Here is a 17,834-nt window from a genome sequence, read left to right as displayed (position 1 = left end):
GTGGAGCGAACACGACATGAATGCGCGCAGCGAGGGAACGACGATGAACAAGCCCATGGGTGAGATCCTGGAAGTGCGTCTGACGCGCGACTGCCCTGCCGTGCTGGTGCCCTGGGGGTCGCCGGTGACGCTGGAGGCCGGCGAGTACGCCCAGGTCACCCAGCGCCTGGGCGGCACTTTCACCGTGATGGTCGATGGCAACCTGTACCGCATCGCCGGCAGCGAGGCCGACGCGCTGGGGCTGGAAGCCGAGGCGGCGGCAGCGGTCGTCACCCAGGCGGCGGACGGCAGCTACAGCCAGCAGGCGGTCGAAGCGGCGGCATGGGACCAGCTCGCCACCTGCTACGACCCGGAGATTCCGATCGACATCGTCAATCTCGGCCTGGTGTATGGCTGCGAGCTGACGCGGCTGCCGAGCGGTCGTTTCCGCATCGACGTGCGCATGACCCTCACCGCGCCCGGTTGCGGCATGGGCATGATGATCGCCGACGAGGCGAAGGAAAAGCTCGAGGCCATCCCCGGCGTGGAGGAGGTGGACGTGCAACTGGTGTGGGACCCGCCGTGGAGCCGCGAAATGATGAGCGAGGGTGCACGGCTGGAGATGGGCCTGCTATGAGCCGGCTTGCTGGAGGCGTCTGGAACGCGCAACGCAGGAGGTCAGGCGGCGGGGGATGCGCGGAGCGGGCGAGGACTGTCCGAGCACCGAGCGCAGCGAGGGCGAGTTCCGCAGCCCGACGGAGCGCATCCCCCACCGCCTGACCGGATTCCCGGCACCGGCCAGCATTCGCCGCTTTTGGGCCGTCGGGCATACGCGAGGCGTCAATTGCCAGTAAAATCGGGCTCTTTGCGTTCGCAGCGCGGCAAGCGCCGCCCGACACCATGGCCCACACCTCAGCCCACTCGAAGCCCACCTTCCAGCAAGTCATCCTGACGCTCCAGCACTTCTGGGGCGAGCGTGGCTGCGTGCTGCTGCAACCCTACGACCTCGAAGTGGGCGCCGGCACCAGCCACACCGCCACCTTCCTGCGCGCGATCGGCCCCGAGCCCTGGAACGCCGCCTACGTGCAGCCCTCGCGCCGGCCCAAGGATGGCCGCTACGGCGAGAACCCCAACCGCCTGCAGCACTACTACCAGTTCCAGGTGGTGCTCAAGCCCTCGCCGCTGAACATCCAGGAGCTCTACCTCGACTCGCTGCGCGCGCTCGGCATCGACCCCAACGCGCACGACATCCGCTTCGTCGAGGACGACTGGGAAAACCCCACGCTGGGCGCCTGGGGCCTGGGCTGGGAAGTGTGGCTCAACGGCATGGAAGTCACCCAGTTCACCTACTTCCAGCAGGTCGGCGGCCTCGACTGCAAGCCGGTGCTGGGCGAGATCACCTACGGCATCGAGCGCCTGGCGATGTACCTGCAGGGCGTCGAGAACGTGTATGACCTCGTCTGGTCGATCGCGCCGGACGGACGCAAGGTCACCTACGGCGACGTCTATCACCAGAACGAAGTCGAGCAATCGACCTTCAACTTCGAGCACTCCAACGTCGACTTCCTGTTCTCGCTGTTCACCAACTACGAGTCCGAAGCGAAGCGCGTGATGGAAGTCGGGCTGCCGCTGCCCGCCTACGAGATGGTGCTCAAGGCCGCCCACACCTTCAACCTGCTCGACGCCCGTGGCGCCATCTCGGTGACCGAGCGCGCCGCCTACATCGGCCGCATCCGCAACCTGTCGCGCGCCGTCGCGCAGGCCTACTTTGAATCCCGCGAAGCCCTCGGCTTCCCGATGCGGAACACCACCAAGGAGGCCGCGTGATGACCGGCGCGACCGCAACCCTGCTCGTTGAACTGCTCACCGAAGAGCTGCCGCCGAAGGCCCTGCCGCGTCTGGGCGAGACCTTCGCCACGAAAATTGCCGAAAGCCTGAAGGCCAGGGGCCTGGCACCCGCCGACGCGGCCTTCCGTGCCTTCGCCAGCCCGCGCCGCCTCGCAGTGACGGTGGCGCATGTCGCCGCCGAGGGCGCCGCGAAGGAAGTCACCGAGAAGCTGATGCCGGTGGCCGTCGCGCTGGATGCCGACGGCAAACCGACGCCGGCGCTGCTGAAGAAGATGGAAGCGAAGGGCATCGCCGCTGACGCGGTGGCGGCTTTCGAGCGCCGCATGGACGGCAAGGCCGAAGCGCTGTTTCACACCGCGGTGGTGCCGGGCGCGAAGCTGGCCGAGGTGTTGTCGGGCATCGTGCACGACGCGATCAAGGCGCTGCCCATCCCCAAGGTGATGCGCTGGGGCGATGGCGACGCCACCTTCGTGCGCCCGGTGCACAAGCTCACGCTGCTGCACGGCGCCGACGTGGTGCCGGGCCGCGTGCTGGATCTGGATTCCGGCCGCACCACCCGCGGCCACCGCTTCATGAGCCGGGGCGACATCGACCTCGCCACCGCCGACGCCTACGAGGAGACGCTGCGCGCCGAAGGCAAGGTGATCGCCTCCTTCGCCGAGCGCCGTGCCGACATCGAGCGCCAATTGCTGGCCGAGGCCGCGAAGCAGGGTGCGCTGCTCGACGAGTACGCCGACCTGCTGGACGAGGTCGCCGCGCTGGTCGAGCACCCGACGGTGTATGTCGGCGAGTTCGAGGCCGAGTTCCTCGCCGTGCCGCAGGAATGCCTGATCCTGACGATGCGCGCCAACCAGAAGTATTTCCCGCTGTTCGATGGCGCCGGCAAGCTGCTGAACCGCTTCCTGATCGTGTCGAACATGCAGCTCGCCGACCCGTCCAACATCGTCGCCGGTAACGCGCGCGTGGTGCGTCCGCGCCTGTCGGACGCGCGCTTCTTCTTCGAGCAGGACAAGAAGCAGACGCTCGAGGCGCGCCTGTCGCGCCTGGCCCCGGTCGTCTATCACAACAAGCTCGGCAGCCAGCTCGAGCGCGTCGAGCGCCTCGAGGCGCTGGCCGGTGCGATCGCTGCGCAACTGCATGGCGACGTCGCCGCGGCCCAGCGTGCCGCGCGCCTGGCCAAGGCCGACCTCGTCACCGACATGGTGGGCGAGTTCCCCGAGCTGCAGGGCATCATGGGGCGCTACTACGCGCTCGCCGACGGAGAGGGGCAGGTGGTGGCCGACGCCATCCAGGCCCACTACCAGCCGCGCTTCGCCGGCGATGCGCTGCCCGCCGGCAACGTCGCCGCCGCGGTGGCGCTGGCCGACAAGCTGGACGCGCTGGTCGGCTTCTTCGGCATCGGCATGGTGCCCACCGGCGACAAGGACCCCTTCGCGCTGCGCCGCGCGGCGCTGGGCGTGCTGCGCATCCTGATGGAGACGCCGCTGCCGCTCGAATTGCCGAAGCTGATCGAGACGTCCGCGGCCGGCTTCAAGCCCGGCCTGCTGACGGCCGACGGGTTTGCCGCGCAGTTGCAGGACTTCATGTTCGAACGCCTGAAGAACCTGCTGCGGGAGACGGGGCGTGACGGTGCGGTGATCGACGCCGTGCTGGCGCTCAAGCCTGCGCGTATCGACCTGGTGTCGGCCAAGCTCGCCGCGGTGGAGGCCTTCCGCGCGCTGCCGGAGGCCGAGGCGCTGGCCGCCGCGAACAAGCGCATCGTCAATATCCTGAAGAAGGCCGAGGGCATGCCGGGCGAGCCCGACGTCGCGCTGCTGCAGGAGGCTGCCGAGAAGGCGCTGTTCCATCAGGTGATCGAAGTCGCGCCGCTGGTGCGCTCGCATGTCGCCAACGAGGACTACACCGATGCGCTGCGTGTGCTCGCCGGCCTGCGTGCGGCGGTGGACCAGTTCTTCGAGGACGTCATGGTGATGGCCGAGGAGCCGCTCACGCGCGCCAATCGCGTCGCGCTGCTGGCGCAGCTTGCGGGCCTGATGAACCAGGTGGCCGACATCTCGCGCTTGTCGGCCTGAGTGCCAGACACGAGCGCAGCGGGGAAGGACCATGCCGACGAAGAAGCTCATCATTCTCGACCGCGATGGCGTGATCAACGTCGATTCGGATCTGTTCATCAAGTCGCCGGACGAGTGGAAGCCCATCCCCGGCTCGCTGGAGGCGATCGCGCGCCTGAACCAGTGGGGCTGGCGCGTGGTGTTGGCATCGAATCAGTCGGGCGTGGGGCGCGGCCTGTTCGGCATGGACACGCTGAACGCGATCAACGAGAAGATGGTGAAGAGCCTCGCCCAGGTCGGCGGCCGTCTCGACGCCATCTTCTTCTGCCCGCATGCGGCCGACTCCCCCTGTGATTGCCGCAAGCCCAAACCGGGGTTGCTGCGACAGATCGGCGAGCGCTTCAACGTCGACCTGGCCGGCGTGCCCTGTGTTGGCGACAGCCTGCGCGACCTGCAGGCCGGCGTCGCGGTGGGCTGCGCGCCCTACCTGGTGCTGACCGGCAAGGGCATGAAGACGCGCGACGACCCCAACCTGCCGCCGGGCACGCTGATCTTCGACGACCTGGCCGCGGTGGTGGCCGACCTGACGGCCTGACGGCCGGAGTCTGGCTTCTCCCTCCTGCTTTTCCCCGGAGCACGCCGTAGTGCACCTGATCCGTTCCGTGCTGTTCGCCATCCTCCTCGCCGTCATCACCGTGCCCTACGCGCTGGTGGCGATGCTGATCTTCTGGCTGCCGCCGATGACGCGCCACCGCATCATCACCTCCTGGGTGCCGATCATGATGTGGGTGATCCGCCATGTGCTCGGCATCCGCTACAGGGTGCTCGGTGCCGAAAACATTCCCGCCGGGCCGGCGGTGGTGTTGTCCAAGCACCAGTCGGCATGGGAGACGATCGCACTGCAGCAGATCTTTCCGCCGCTGTGCTACGTGCTCAAGCGCGAGCTGCTGCGCGTGCCCTTCTTCGGCTGGGCGCTGGCGCAGATTCCGGGCATCGCCATCGACCGCGGCGCGGGCAAGGATGCGCTCGCCCAGGTCATCGAGCAGGGCAGGGCTCGCCTGAAGGAAGGGCTGTGGGTGGTGGTGTTTCCCGAAGGCACGCGTGTGGCGCCCGGCGCGATGCGGCGCTACAAGCCGGGCGGCGCCTTCCTTGCCAAGCGAGCCGGCGTGCCGGTGGTGCCGGTGGCGCACAACGCGGGCGAGTTCTGGCGTCGCAACGCCTTCCTGAAGTGGCCCGGCGAGATCGTGGTCAGCATCGGCCCGCTGATCGAGGTCAAGGGCGTGAAGGTGGAGGAGATCAACACCCGCGCCGAAGCCTGGATCGAGGGCGAGATGCGCCGCCTCTTCCCGCACCACTACGCCGGCCAGCCCTTCGGCGAGCCGGTCGAGGCCGAGCCCGACGCAGAGAACGGCGATCGCTGAGGACGCAGGAACGACGGACGAAAAAAAGCCCGCTCATCGAGCGGGCTTTTTGCTGACTTCGGCAGGAACCGATCAGGCAGCCTTCTTCGGGGCCTTGGAGGCGGTGCTCACGGCCTTCACGGTGGCGTTGGTCGCGGCAGCCACGTTGGCTTCGGCGATCTCGGCGACCTGCTTGGCAGCCTTGCTCATGCTGTCGTAGGCGCTGTTGGCGGCGGCGATGGCCGACTTGACGGCGGCGACGGCGACGTCCGAACCGGCGGGAGCCGACTTGGCAGCCTTGTCCAGCGCGGTGGCGACACCCTTGTTCAGCTCGGCCACTTGAGCTTCGAACATCTTCGACAGCTCTTCCTGGCTCTGCGAGGTGATCTCATACACGCTGCGGGCGTAGGCGACAGCCTTCTCGACGATCGGCTGGGCCAGCGAGGCTTGCAGGTTCAGCAGCTCCTGCACGTCCTTGGCGGCGAGCATGGCCTTGGTGTTGGCCACGCCGTCTTCCAGGATCGAACGGGCGGTGTTCAGGTTCAGGGCGGCCAGGCGCTCGGCGCTGGCGAAGGCCGAGTTGGCCAGGGTCAGCAGGTTTTCGATGTTGGCCTTGTTGGCGGCGGCGAACTGCTCGGGGGTGGCGAAGTTGGTCATGTGGATTTCCTCGGTGATGACTGTCTGAATGGGTTTGGCACGGCGCTTAGATCACAGCATAGCTGCGATGTTGCGTTGCAGCATGATCTGGATTATAGAGGCGGGGTCCGACATGTCAATAAAAATTTGCTGCATTGCACAATCGGATCTGATTGAGCGGGTCAATCGCTGTGCGGCAGGAAACCGTGCAAGGTCCAGTCTGGCATGAGGATGTTGCGGCCGCTTGACGGTGCGGCGCCGACCGATGAGGCGGCGCGGTGGCTGCAGGCTGCCACCGCGCCCGGGCTGGCTCAGTCGTGGCGGAAGTTCGCCTTGCGCTTCTCGACGAAGGCGGCCATGCCTTCCTTCTGGTCGTTGGTGGCAAAGGAGGCGTGGAACACCCGGCGTTCGAACAGCAGGCCTTCATTGAGGCTGCTCTCGAAGGCGCGATTGATCGACTCCTTGATCATCATGACGATGGGCAGTGAGTAGCCGGCGATCGTTTCTGCGGTGGCCATCGCTTCTTCGAGCAGCTTGTCGGCCGGCACCACGCGCGCGACCAGGCCGGCGCGCTCCGCTTCGGTGGCGTCCATCATGCGGCCGGTCAGGCACAGCTCCATCGCCTTGGCCTTGCCCACCGCGCGCGGCAGGCGCTGCGTGCCGCCGGCGCCGGGCAGGGTGCCGAGCTTGACTTCCGGCTGGCCGAACTTCGCGGTGTCGGCGGCGATGATGATGTCGCACATCATCGCCAGCTCGCTGCCGCCGCCCAGCGCAAAGCCGGCGACGGCGGCGATGACCGGCTTGCGGCAGGTCTTCACGCGCTCCCAGTTGCGGGTGATGTACTCGTTCTTGTAGGCGTCCATGTACGAGAACGACGCCATTGCGCCGATGTCGGCGCCGGCGGCGAAGGCCTTCTCCGATCCGGTGATGACGATCGCGCCGATGCCGTCGTCGGCCTCGAAGCCGTTCAGCGCATCGGTGATCTCGTTGACCACCTGGTCGTTGAGCGCATTCAGCGCCTTGGGACGGTTCAACGTGATGAGACCGACGCGGCCGCGCGTCTCGGCGATGATGAGTTCGTAGGTCATGCGTTCTCCTCGTTCTGCGTGGTGGGTGCCCGGAAGGCCGGGCCTAGCGGCTGGCTTCGGGCTTGGTCTCGAGCTTGTTTTCGCCCTTGGGCTGGATGACGGCGCGCACGCGCGCGTCGCCGCCCGCGGCGGGCGCTGCGCTGGGCGCGGAACCAGCGCCCGGTGCGTTGGTGGCGAAATAGTTTTCGCTCATGGAATCATATTCGATGTAGTTGCCGCGCACCTCGTCGCCGCCGCTGGTGACGCGCGCGCGGCGGAACAGCCTGGCCTGCTCGGTGCGGCTGTCGTACTCGATGCGCTCGGCCTCGCCGTCGATGTACTCGTTGCTGCCGTCGCGCTTCTGGCGGAAGGTGGCGAGCTTGTTGCCCGAGACCGTGGCGACACCTTTCTGGAAGCCGTCCGGCCCCTGCGTGACGACGAGCTTGTCGCCCTTGATGACGAGCGTACCCTGGGTCAGCACCACCGAACCTTCGAATACATGGACCTTGTTGCGGTCGTCCACCGACATGCGGTCGGCCTCGATGTCGACGGGTTTGCTGCGGTCGGCGCGCTCTGCGGCAGCCGGACCGGCCGCGAGCGCGAGGAGCAGAAGACAGCATGCGAGCAGGGTCGGGGCGATGGCGGATTTCATGAGGATCGATCCTGGCGACGGGGCATGTGCACCTTGACCTGGCCCGTCAGGTTCAGCGTGCCGAAGAGATTGTCGGATTCCATGCCGAGCGCGTTGGCGACGGTCTGGCCCTGGGTGAGCACCACCGGCTGGTCGGTGCGGGCGCGCTGCGGGTCGGGCCACACGGTGAGCGCCTCGGACTTGAGCGTCAGCTCGGGCATGTCGGGCGCGCGGCTGCGGCGGGCGCTCACGTTGCCCGCCATGTCGACCTGTTCGCCGCCCGGCGACACCTTGGCGCGGTCGGAGCTGACATGGAATTCGGTGCCCGACTGCGGTTGATACACGGTGAGTTGCGGCTGTTCGAGGCGGGTGGTGTCGTCCGCCGGGATGTGCTCGAGGCGCTCGGCGAGCAACTCGTAGCGCTGGCTGCCATCACTCGCGTAGCCGATGATGCGGGTGTGGATCGCGGCAAAATCAGGCCCTGTCTGCGGCTCGGTGCTGACGTGCACTTCCTCGTCGCGGGTGACGCGGTCGAGCCACACCGAAGCACCGGCGATGACCGTCAGCGCGATGAGCGGGTACAGCCGATAGGCGCCCTGCATGCCGTGGCTCCGTCAGCGGCCGGCCGCAAGGCGGCCTGCGCGGATGTGCAAGGAACGGCGCATCAGATCACCTTGGCGAGCATCAGGTCGTGGGTGGTCAGCGCGCCGACCAGGGCGCCGGCCTCATCGACCACCAGCAACTGGCTGATGCGCAGCCGCTCCATCATCTCGGCGGCCTCTGCGGCCAGCGCGTCGGGACCGATGGTGCGCGGGTTGGCGCTCATCACCGATGCCAGCCTTGCGCTGCGCACGTCGCAGCCCTTTTCCAGGGCGCGGCGCAGGTCGCCGTCGGTGAAGATGCCGACCGGGCGGCCGGTGGCGTCGACGATCGCCGTCATGCCCATGCCGCCGCCCGTCATCGCGAGCAGCGCCTGGGTCAGCGGCGCGTCGGGCGCAATGGCGGGCACGCGCGCCTTGTCGCGCATGATGTCGCTGACGTGGGTCAGCAGGCGCCGGCCCAGTGCGCCGCCCGGGTGCGAGCGGGCGAAATCCTCGGCGCCGAAGCCGCGCGCATCGAGCAGGGCCACGGCCAGCGCGTCGCCCAGCGCCAGTGCGGCGGTGGTGCTCGCGGTGGGCGCCAGGTTGAGTGGGCAGGCCTCCTCGCTGACCGCTGCATCGAGATGCACGTCGGCCTCGCGCGCCAGCGGCGACTCCGGGTTGCCGGTCATCGAGATCAGGCGCGCGCCCTGGCGCTTGACCAGCGGCACGATGGTGAGCACTTCCTCGCTGGTGCCGGAATTCGACAGCGCGATCACGACATCGGCCGGCGTGATCATGCCGAGGTCGCCATGGGCCGCTTCGGCGGCATGCACGAAGTAGGCCGGCGTACCGGTGCTGGCCAGCGTCGCCGCGAGCTTGCGCGCGATGTGACCGGACTTGCCGATGCCGGTGACGATGACGCGGCCGCTGCGCTTGTGGATCATGTCGACGGCCTCGACGAACTCGCTGCCCAGGCGATCGGCCAGCGCCGACACCGCCGCGGCCTCGATCTGCAAGACGCGGCGTGCGAGCGCGATTGCGCGGTTGTCCTGGGCGGGTTGCATTGGGGTCATCGACTCGAAGCGGTTACACTTGTGCAAGGACGCAGACATAAGGGCGCCACTCTGCAGCAGGCGCCGACGTGAGGCTGCGATTGTATATCAGACGGGGCCCCGGCCGGGGCGCCCGGGCGCTGCCCCACCGACCCTCCGATGCTCAACACGCTCGAATTCGTGCTCCTCCTGCTGGCGGCCGCGGTTGTGCTGGTGACCCTGTTCCGCAGCATGAACCTGCCCGCGGTGCTGGGTTACCTGCTGGTCGGCGCGATCGGCGGGCCGCACGCGCTGAATCTGATGCAGACCTCACACGGCGCCAGCCATCTGGGCGAGTTCGGCGTGGTGTTCCTGATGTTCTCCATCGGTCTGGAGTTCTCGCTTGCGCGCCTGGTGGCGATGAAGCGCATCGTGTTCGGCCTGGGCGCGATGCAGGTGCTCGGCACCGTCCTGCTGGTGATGCTGCTCGGCCGCCTGATGGGGCTGGGTCTGGCCGCCGGCTTCGCCCTCGGCGGCACGCTGGCGATGTCGTCCACCGCCATCCTTTCCAAGCTGCTGGCCGACCGCATGGAGCTCGACAGCAAGCACGGCCGCGAGATCATCGGCGTGCTGCTGTTCCAGGACCTCGCGGTGGTGCCGCTGCTGATCCTGCTGCCCGCGCTGTCTCAGCCCGCCGGGGATCTGCTGTTCACGCTCGGGCTGGCGTCGCTCAAGGCGATCGTGCTGCTGACCCTGGTGCTGGGCTTGGGCCAGCGCTGGATGCGCTGGTGGTTCACGCTGGTTGCCAGGCGCAAGTCGAGCGAGCTATTCATGCTCAACGTGCTGCTGATGACGCTGGGTCTGGCGTGGATGTCGGAGTTCTTCGGGCTGTCGCTCGCGCTGGGCGCCTTCCTCGCCGGCATGCTGATCTCGGAGACCGAGTACCGCTACCAGGTGGAGGAGGACATCAAGCCTTTCCGTGACGTGCTGCTGGGCCTGTTCTTCGTCACCGTCGGCATGCTGCTCGACGCCGCCGAGATCCTGCTCAACCTGCCGGCGGTGATCGGCCTGGTGATCGCGATGCTCGCGTTCAAGTTCGCAGTGGTGTTCGGCGCGTCGCGCGCCTTCGGTTCGCCGCCCAGCACCGCGATGCGCTCCGGCCTGTGGCTGTGCGCGGGCGGCGAGTTCGGCTTTGTGCTGCTGTCCGAAGTGATGGGCCAGAACCTGATGCCGCACGGCCTGGCGCAGGTGGCGGTGGCGGCGCTGGTGCTGTCGATGCTGCTGGCGCCACTCATCGTGCAGTTCAGCGACAAGCTGGTGCTGCGCTTCGTGGCGTCGGAATGGCTGATGCGCTCGATGGAGCTGACCCGGGTGGCGGCCACGTCGCTTGGCACCGAGAAGCACATCATCATCTGCGGTTACGGGCGTAGTGGCCAGTACATGGCGCGCTTCCTGGAGCAGGAGAACGTCAGCTACGTGGCGCTGGACCTCGACCCGGAGCGCGTGCGCGAGGCCGGCGCGGCGGGCGACACCGTGGTGTTCGGCGACGCGGCGCGGCGCGAGACGCTGATCGCTGCCGGCATCCTGCGCGCCAGCGCGCTGGTGGTGTCCTTCGCCGAGGTGGAGGCGGCGCTGCGCGTCATCCATCATGCGCAGTCCCTGCGACCGGGCGTGCCCATCGTCGTGCGTGCGGGCGACGAGCGCGACATGGAGAAGCTGCTCGACGCCGGCGCCGCGGAGGTGGTGCCGGAAGCCTTCGAGGGCAGCATCATGCTCGCCTCGCATGCGCTGGCGCTGATCGGGGTGCCGCTGAACCGCGTCATCCGCCGCATCCGCGACATCCGCAACCAGCGCTATTCGCTGATGCGCGGCTTCTTCCATGGCGCCAGCGACGCGGCCGACGGCCCTGATGCCGCCCAGCAGCGGCTGCATTCGGTGACGGTTCCGCCTGGCGCGCGTGCGATCGGCAAGGTGCTCGGCGACCTGCAGTTCGACGAGTTGGGCGTCATCGTCACCACCATCCGCCGCCACGGCGTGCGCATGCCGACACCGGCGCCGGACAGTGCGATCGAGGAGGGCGATGTGCTCGTGCTGCTGGGGCTGCCGGTGGGGCTGGAAGCCGCCGAGCAGCGCCTGCTGCAGGGCGGCTGAAGGCGCCGGCGTTCAGAGGCTCAGGCACACCGTGTGGCTGTTGCCGTCGACCAGCGGGTTGGCGTCCGAGATCAGTGTCAAGGCGCCGTCCTCACCGGTGGAGCCAGCACGCAGCGCGCCGCTTGCCGGGTTGCCGTCATCGAGCGCGAGGTCCAGTTGCCGTGCGAGCTTGCCCCGGATGCTCGCCGAGCAGATGACGTGGCTGCCGGCGAGACCGAGCGGTGCGCCGCTGCCGCCGCGCTGGATGCCGATGCGGCCGCCTTCCGCATTGCGCGGGATGTAGGCGGGATCACCGGTGTCGGTCGGGCCGCTGGCGAGGTTGGCAAGGCGCACCTGCTGCCAGAAGCGCGCCGCCTCGCTGCCATCGTCGTCGTCCCAGCGGCCGCCGAGCACGCCGTCGCCATTGCCCGCCGTCGTGCAATCGCTCACGCCGGACGGGCAAAGGTGCGCCACAGCGCGACGGTCGTCGCCGGGCAGGGCGCGGAACTTGTCCTGATAGGCGTGGATCAGCATCGGCGTGGTACGGAAATCCTGCGCCAGGTTCTTGACCTTCGCGCTGTCGATCAGCTCCTGGCCCTTCAGCACGCCGCCCAGCAGCAGCCCGACGATGACGAGCACGACGGCGATTTCGACCAGGGTGAAACCGTTCTGACGCGTATTCATGAAGCGACTCCTCTTGGTTGGAAAAGGGGTGTTCGGGGCGGACGCGGGCCGCGCCATGGCGATGTGCCGCTTCACAGGCGCCCGGCCTGGGCCAGGCGCGCGACCAGCAGCGGGCGGCCGATCCACACCAGCAGGTCGTCGAACGCAGCCGACGGTTCACCGCTCTCGTACAGCGGCGCGCTTGCGGAATAGCTGGCGTTGTGGCCGTCGGGGCGGCGGTTCGGGCCGGTCGACAGCACGATCGCGACCGCCTGCGAGTTGCTCAGCGTGGTGATGGCGCTGCCGTCGTCGGCGCGGATCTGCAGGTTGGAAACCGGCGTGGTGCCGGCGCCTACCGCACCGGCGACGAAGGCGGCATCGACGCGGTAGCGCCAGTGTCCGGCCCAGTCGTCGCCGGCACTCTGGCGCGCCGAACCCCAGGCGTCCTGCGCGGGCATGCCGAGCGTGCGCCAGGGCAGGCGGCCTTCGATCGAGAGGTTGCACGGGGCGGGATCTTCCAGGCCGTACTGCGGACTGGCCGGGTCGGGTTCGGTGCTCGGGCACGGCAGTCGGCCATGCACGATGGCGAAGCCGGTGAGCGCTTGCTCGATGTCGCGCAGCATGTCGGCGGTGCGCTGGCGGTCGCGCGCTTCCAGTCGCGCGCCGAGCGGCACCAGCATGCTGCCGGTCAGAAGGCCGAGGATGACCAGCACGACGGCCAGCTCGGCGAGCGTGAAGCCGGCGTGGCGGCTGCGCCGACGCGGTGTCGAGTCGGATTTCAGTTCAGGCATCGGACGATGTCCCTGGTTGCGAGGGCGGGCGAAGGCACGAAATCTTGCGCGCCGGTGAAGGCCGGCACGCCCGCCAGCAGGTTGTCGGCATTGCCGTTTTCGAAGTACTGCGCCGCGTCCGCGCGCTCGGCAGCGCTGAGGCGCTGCTGGCGCTGGCTGCCGCTGCGGATGCGTTCGCCGCCGAACAGCAATGCTGCGCGGCACGCAGCCGTGCCTGCCGCGTCGCTGCGGGCGACGACGATGCAGGCGCTGCCGTCGGCGCAGGCGGCGAAACGGAAATGGTCGCGCCAGTTGTCGTGCGCGTCGCGGTGGTCTGCCGTGAGGCCGAGTTCTGCAGCGGGCGGCAAGGGGCCGACGCGCAGTGCGCCGACGAGCGTGGTGCGATCCGCGATGAACCCGGTGTCGCCCAGTCGTGTCGCCAACGCTGATGCAGCGGTGGCGATCACGGCGCCGAGATAGGGGGCGAAGTCGGCGCGGCGGCGCAGGGCGCCGAAGAGGTCGTCCACGGTGATCCAGGCGATGAGGTCGTTGCTGGATGTGCTTGCCGCCGTGCCCTGGACGACATCGAGCTTGCCGGCGAAGCTCGTTGCATAGGCGGTATCCAGGAATTGAGGGGCGTCCGCCGCAGCGTTGTCGCTGCCGGGGCAGCGCGGGCCGCTGCTCGCGGGCCGCGCCTGGCGCGGCAGCGGCGTGCCGGGTGCGAAGATTGCCGCCACCACTCGGTCGTCATCGGACAGCGGAGTACCTTCCTGGGTGAGTGGGCGAAGCTGGCCCAGGCTGTCCCAGTTCAGCGCGAGTGGCTTGGGGTTGTGCTTGACGCTGCCGGCGACGGCGTACCACAGGCATTGCCCCCAGCCATCGCGCAGATCGGCGAGGCCCAGCGTACGGTAGGGCAGGCGCCCGAGACTGCCGAGGTCGCGCGCGCCGCAGGCGCCGAGCGGTGTCGAGCCGGTGTTGCTGGCGTCGGGGCAGGGCAGGTAGCCGTAGGCTTCGCCGGGATGGCTCTCCGCATAGCTGACCGCGTAGCCGATCAGCGCGGCGCGGGCCTGCGCCAGCGCCTGGATGCTCCGCGCCTGGGCGCGGGTCCGCGCCATTGCGGCGAGGTCGCCCTGCGCCAGGAGGCCGGCGGCGCCGAGCAGGGCGACGATCAGCAGCACCGCCATCACGCCGCTGCCGCGCTGGAGGCGGCGAGCCTGCTGCGGACGCATCTGCGACTCGTGGCGGCGAAGAATCATGGTGCCTTCGTCGCGGTGGGCGGCTGTGGATGGGACGCGGCCGCATGGATGCCTGTCGCGCCTGCGGGCCAGGTGTCGCCCACCCTCAGGCGCTGGCGCGGATCGGCCTCCGGGATCAACGCACGCTGATCACCGCGTGGGAGGTGAAGTCCCGGCGGTACCGCCATCATCTCGCCGTTGATCCACACCGTGTCGCGGCCCGCGCCCGGGCGCAGGATGCCGTCGATGCGCAGCGGCGCCGAAGGTGCCGGCGGCGCCGGTGGTGGTGGCGCGGGCGTGGCGTGTGGCTCGGAGGGGAGCTCCCGCTCGAGCGCCTCGCGCTGCGCCGGGGTGTGGAACATGCGGCCGAAGGCATCGGCCTGCGCCGGGGGCGCAAGCAGGCTGACAGCCGCGCAGGCGGCTGCCGCGAAGGCGGGAACGGCGATCGGGCGGGGCTTCACTGCGCTGCCTCCGCCGCGCGCACGATGGTCAGGGCATCGACCTGGCAGCTCGCACGCAAGGTCGGCGCGCGCGCCTCGCGCAGGGCAGGGGTCAGACGGTCGAGGCGGTCGAGGCGGCAGCCGCGCGTCAGCATCAGCGGACCGCGCTCCGCTTCCAGCCGGGCGAGCAGGGCCAGCAATTCGCCTTCGTGGCGCAGCATCGCGTCAAACTGCAGCGAGCGGCCGACGACATGCAGGCCTGCCGCGCGGCCGTCGGATGGGGCTGTATTGGCGGCGTCGGTGACCACGCGCGGCGGTGAGAGCCGGAGCTTGATCCCCTGGCGCGCCTGCGCCGGGGCGGGTAGCGGGGTGCCGGCGAGGGTCCTCAGGATTGGGTCGGAGAGGGCGGCTTCGCCAGCCCGGCCGACGGCGCCGCGCTGTTCCATGCGCTGGTATTGCGGCAGCACGGTGGCAAGGCGTGCGTCGAGCACGCGTGCCGCGTCGAGCTCGGCGCTGCTGCGCCGCTGCAGCGCGTGTGCCTGTTCGAGCCGGCGAGTGGCGTCGGCCAACGCAGTGCCGGCGAGCCACGCGACGCCCAGGCCGGTGCCGAGCGCCAGCGCGCACAACGCCGGCACGAGCAGCGGGCCTCGGGCGGACAGATCGGGCAGCCGCGTAGCGAGCGCGGCAGGCAGGGCAGCGGCAGACTTCATTGCTGCTCCTCCGCGTCGAAGCGGAAGCGAAGCGTCGCCGTCGGCCGCCGCCGGCCGCCGCCTTCGTAGCCGTCGTTGCCCGCTTGTGCCGGTGATGCGCGCTCGAACGCGCGCCCACCTCGCTGCGCCAGGGCTTGTGCGAGTGCCTCCACGGCGACATCGGTTTCGGCGAGCGACGCCGAATCGCCGTCATCGGCCGGGCGCAGATTCATCGTGACGGTTGCGCCTGGCGCACCCTCAGGCGGCGGTGACCACGAAAGCTGATCGAGCTCGAGGCCCGACACCGCGTCCAGCGCTGCGCCGAGGCGTGCGAACAGTGCGGCCGGTGGAAGCTGACGGGCCTGTTCCCGCTCAATATGCGCGATGACGGCGAGCAATTCCTCTGCCTTGGCGGGGAGTGCGGCGCGCGCGTCCTTGAACCGGCTCAGTTCGGCGCGTTGCGACGCGATGCGGGCTTCGACCGCTGCCGCCTCGCGTTCCAGCGCCGCGGCGTCGGCCCAGCGCATGGCCGCGAAAGCCAGGGCGGCCGTCGTGGCGAGCGCGGTGGCGTGGGGCAGCAGGCGTGGCAGCGCCCCGCCCGCGAGCGACACCTGCGACGAACTCGTGCCGAAGCTGAGTGAGCGCGGCATCTGCGCAAGCCAGCGCAGGTGGGCCGCCTCGATCAGGTCGGCATCGGGCGCGATCGGGCCCGGGCCGTCGGGGAACAGGGACACGGCGGCGATGCGGCGGATGCCGTCCGCGGGGTCGGGTACAGGATCCCGCGCAGCGACGCCATCGAGCACGACCACCTGCAGTCGTGCCTCGCCTGCGCGGGGCCGCGTCCCCAGGTAAGTGCGCGTGCGCGAGATCTCGTGCAGGGCCTCGTCGTCGAGCGCGTGGAGGTGGCCCACCAGCCGGGTGAAATGGGCGACACCCCGTTCGACCTGGCTCAGACGCATGCCGTTGCGGCCGAGGCAGACGAGCAGCAGGTTGCCGTCGAGGCGCAGCGCGCGCGGTGCGAAATGGGCCGTCAGCGAGGTCGCCGAGGCAAGCGCCTCGAGCCGTGCGCCCTTGTCCTTGAGCACATCCAGCCAGGGCTGCAGCGCCCCGCTCGAGGTGAGGCCGTGCAGCACGACGTCCTCCTGGTGCGGCGAGTCCGTTTTGCGCCCGAGCGCATGGGTCCAGGCGACGGGAGAGCGACCGAAATGGGCGGCGAGGCGCCTCGCGAGCAGCGCACGGCGGTCGGCGCCACGCGCCCGCGGGAGCGACTCGACTTCGATCTGCTCGCCGGCGAGGTCGAACACCAGCCGGCAGCGGCATCCCCCTGGCTGGCGTGCGAGCCAGGCGGCAAAGCCCGCGACGTCACCGGCCGCGAAGCGGCACGCCGGCGCGAGCGCGTTGCCGCGCTTGTCGATATGACAGGCCAGCAGGCCATGCTCGTCCACGCGCAGCAGGTAGGGAGAGGTGCTCATCGCTCAGACGGGAAGATGGGTCAGGATGTCGTAGATGGGCCCCAGCACCGCGCTGGCCACCCACAGCAGCAGTGCGCCCATGGTCACGGTGAGGGCCGGCTCGAGCGCGGCCTGCAGGCGGGAGATGGATTCGCTCACCTCGCGGCGGTAGAAGCCGGACATGTTGTCGAGCGCGCGATCGAGCGCGCCGGTCTGCTCGCCGACGCGCAACATGCGCGTCACCAGCGGCGGGAACAGGCCGGTTGCGGTGAACGCCTGCGAGATCGTCTGGCCCTGCTCGATGCGCTGCGTGGCCGCGCGCAGGCCGTCGCGCAGCGCCAGGTTGCCGGTGATGTCCTGGCTGCTCCTGAGCGCGTCGATGACGTTGATGCCGGCCGCGTACAGGGTGGCGAACAGCGCGGCGAAGCGGGCCAGCGCAAGTTTGCGCCGCAGCTCGCCGACGAGAGGCAGGCGCAGCAGCAGGACGTCGCGGCGCAGTCGCAGCGTGCTCGAGCGGGCAATCGCCATGCGCAGCCCGATCGCCGCGGTGCCCGCGGCGGCCACCAGCAACCATCCCCAGGCCGCCAGCGCATGCGACAGCCACAGCAGCACGCGCGTCTGCAGTGGCAGCGTCTGCCCGGCGGTGCGGAACAGCTTTTCCAGTTCAGGCACAACATGCGTGAGGGCGACGACCACCGCGACACCGAGCAGACTGCCGACGATGGCGGGGTAGATCGCCACACGTCGGGCATGGGTGGCGAGTTCGTCATCGCGCGCGATCGCGCTGCCGATGTCGCGGATGGCCTCTGGCAGCGTGCCGGCTTGTTCACCGGCGCGCAGCAGGCTGACGAATACCGCATCGAAGGCGGCGGGGTGGCGCGCGGCGGCCTCGGACAGCGGCCTGCCGGCGGCGATGTCCGCCAGCATGGCGCCGACGATGTCGCGCAGGCGCGCGTGCTGGACGGTGTCGCGCAGTTCGCCGAGGCTTTCGACCACGGGGATGCCGGCGCTCAACAGTTGCTCGAGCTGGAAGCACAGGTGCACGAGCTCGCGGCGCGGAATGCGCGAGCGCCACAGTGGCTCGCGCGCCGGCTCACCGTTGATGAGGCTGAGGCTGCGTTCGGCCAGCCGGCGCTCGAGTTCATTGACATCGTCGGCCTCCAGTTCTCCGCGCACGGTGTGCCCGTCCGGCTGCATGGCGCGGTAGCGATAGCGCATGGCGGCGTGTCCTG

18 protein-coding genes are annotated in these 17,834 nt (G+C 69.5%); 6 read left to right on the top strand and 12 right to left on the bottom strand.

Features of this window, described 5'->3' with window-relative positions; translation table 11 throughout:
* Positions 1 to 16: 16 nt before the first annotated feature.
* From sufT to GH664_RS12585, 5 genes are all read left to right on the top strand, one after another.
* Entirely contained in the window at positions 17 to 616 is a 600-nt protein-coding gene (sufT, locus tag GH664_RS12605; protein ID WP_228111491.1) for a putative Fe-S cluster assembly protein SufT, read from the top strand.
* 263 nt (positions 617 to 879) lie between these two features.
* Positions 880 to 1,806 carry a glycine--tRNA ligase subunit alpha gene (gene glyQ / locus GH664_RS12600; RefSeq protein ID WP_153168428.1) on the top strand — a complete coding sequence of 309 codons (927 nt, stop codon included), beginning with the start codon at positions 880 to 882 and terminating at the stop codon, positions 1,804 to 1,806.
* On the top strand, positions 1,806 to 3,899 hold the full coding sequence (gene glyS, locus GH664_RS12595) for a glycine--tRNA ligase subunit beta (RefSeq protein WP_153168427.1): 2,094 nt from the start codon (positions 1,806 to 1,808) through the stop codon (positions 3,897 to 3,899). The genes glyQ and glyS overlap by 1 nt, the downstream gene beginning before the upstream one ends.
* Before the next feature lie 31 nt (positions 3,900 to 3,930).
* Positions 3,931 to 4,473: a D-glycero-beta-D-manno-heptose 1,7-bisphosphate 7-phosphatase gene (gene gmhB / locus GH664_RS12590; RefSeq protein WP_153168426.1), complete on the top strand. Its 543-nt coding sequence runs from the start codon at positions 3,931 to 3,933 to the stop codon at positions 4,471 to 4,473.
* Positions 4,474 to 4,522: 49 nt separating this feature from the next.
* Entirely contained in the window at positions 4,523 to 5,299 is a 777-nt protein-coding gene (locus GH664_RS12585; RefSeq protein ID WP_153168425.1) for a 1-acyl-sn-glycerol-3-phosphate acyltransferase, read from the top strand.
* Between the two features lie 72 nt (positions 5,300 to 5,371).
* Here the strand turns inward: GH664_RS12585 and GH664_RS12580 are convergent, their stop codons facing one another.
* From GH664_RS12580 to GH664_RS12560, 5 genes are all read right to left on the bottom strand, one after another.
* Entirely contained in the window at positions 5,372 to 5,935 is a 564-nt protein-coding gene (locus GH664_RS12580) for a phasin family protein (protein ID WP_153168424.1), read from the bottom strand.
* Positions 5,936 to 6,225: 290 nt separating this feature from the next.
* Positions 6,226 to 7,002, bottom strand: coding sequence for an enoyl-CoA hydratase (locus tag GH664_RS12575; protein ID WP_153168423.1), 777 nt, complete (start codon positions 7,000 to 7,002; stop codon positions 6,226 to 6,228).
* 43 nt (positions 7,003 to 7,045) lie between these two features.
* On the bottom strand, positions 7,046 to 7,633 hold the full coding sequence (gene lptA, locus GH664_RS12570; RefSeq protein WP_153168422.1) for a lipopolysaccharide transport periplasmic protein LptA: 588 nt from the start codon (positions 7,631 to 7,633) through the stop codon (positions 7,046 to 7,048).
* Positions 7,630 to 8,214 (bottom strand): LPS export ABC transporter periplasmic protein LptC, encoded by a 585-nt coding sequence (gene lptC / locus GH664_RS12565; RefSeq protein ID WP_153168421.1) that lies wholly within the window; start codon positions 8,212 to 8,214, stop codon positions 7,630 to 7,632. The genes lptA and lptC overlap by 4 nt, the downstream gene beginning before the upstream one ends.
* Positions 8,215 to 8,276: 62 nt before the next feature.
* The gene (locus tag GH664_RS12560) at positions 8,277 to 9,266 is read right to left on the bottom strand and encodes an SIS domain-containing protein (protein WP_153168420.1); all 990 of its coding nucleotides are present in this window, start codon (positions 9,264 to 9,266) and stop codon (positions 8,277 to 8,279) included.
* Positions 9,267 to 9,404: 138 nt separating this feature from the next.
* Here GH664_RS12560 and GH664_RS12555 point away from each other — a divergent pair, with 138 nt between their 5' ends.
* Positions 9,405 to 11,375, top strand: a complete 1,971-nt coding sequence (locus tag GH664_RS12555) for a cation:proton antiporter (RefSeq protein WP_153168419.1) — start codon at positions 9,405 to 9,407, stop codon at positions 11,373 to 11,375.
* 12 nt (positions 11,376 to 11,387) lie between these two features.
* On the opposite strand, the gene GH664_RS12550 is transcribed toward GH664_RS12555, so the two are convergent.
* From GH664_RS12550 to GH664_RS12520, 7 genes are all read right to left on the bottom strand, one after another.
* On the bottom strand, positions 11,388 to 12,038 hold the full coding sequence (locus GH664_RS12550) for a prepilin-type N-terminal cleavage/methylation domain-containing protein (protein WP_153168418.1): 651 nt from the start codon (positions 12,036 to 12,038) through the stop codon (positions 11,388 to 11,390).
* 71 nt (positions 12,039 to 12,109) lie between these two features.
* The gene (locus GH664_RS12545) at positions 12,110 to 12,808 is read right to left on the bottom strand and encodes a type II secretion system protein (protein WP_153168417.1); all 699 of its coding nucleotides are present in this window, start codon (positions 12,806 to 12,808) and stop codon (positions 12,110 to 12,112) included.
* Entirely contained in the window at positions 12,796 to 14,043 is a 1,248-nt protein-coding gene (locus GH664_RS12540; protein WP_228111490.1) for a hypothetical protein, read from the bottom strand. Before GH664_RS12540 ends, GH664_RS12545 begins: the two co-directional genes overlap by 13 nt.
* Positions 14,040 to 14,483: a hypothetical protein gene (locus GH664_RS12535; protein ID WP_153168416.1), complete on the bottom strand. Its 444-nt coding sequence runs from the start codon at positions 14,481 to 14,483 to the stop codon at positions 14,040 to 14,042. The genes GH664_RS12540 and GH664_RS12535 overlap by 4 nt, the downstream gene beginning before the upstream one ends.
* A complete protein-coding gene (locus tag GH664_RS12530) occupies positions 14,480 to 15,172 on the bottom strand; it encodes a hypothetical protein (protein WP_153168415.1) in 693 nt (230 codons plus the stop codon). Before GH664_RS12530 ends, GH664_RS12535 begins: the two co-directional genes overlap by 4 nt.
* A complete protein-coding gene (locus GH664_RS12525; protein ID WP_153168414.1) occupies positions 15,169 to 16,623 on the bottom strand; it encodes a hypothetical protein in 1,455 nt (484 codons plus the stop codon). The genes GH664_RS12530 and GH664_RS12525 overlap by 4 nt, the downstream gene beginning before the upstream one ends.
* Before the next feature lie 3 nt (positions 16,624 to 16,626).
* Positions 16,627 to 17,820 carry a type II secretion system F family protein gene (locus GH664_RS12520; protein WP_228111489.1) on the bottom strand — a complete coding sequence of 398 codons (1,194 nt, stop codon included), beginning with the start codon at positions 17,818 to 17,820 and terminating at the stop codon, positions 16,627 to 16,629.
* Positions 17,821 to 17,834: the final 14 nt, after the last annotated feature.

The sequence above is a fragment of the Thauera sp. 2A1 genome (assembly GCF_009469595.2).
GTDB lineage: Bacteria > Pseudomonadota > Gammaproteobacteria > Burkholderiales > Rhodocyclaceae > Thauera.
This window is presented reverse-complemented; position numbering and strand designations above follow the sequence as displayed.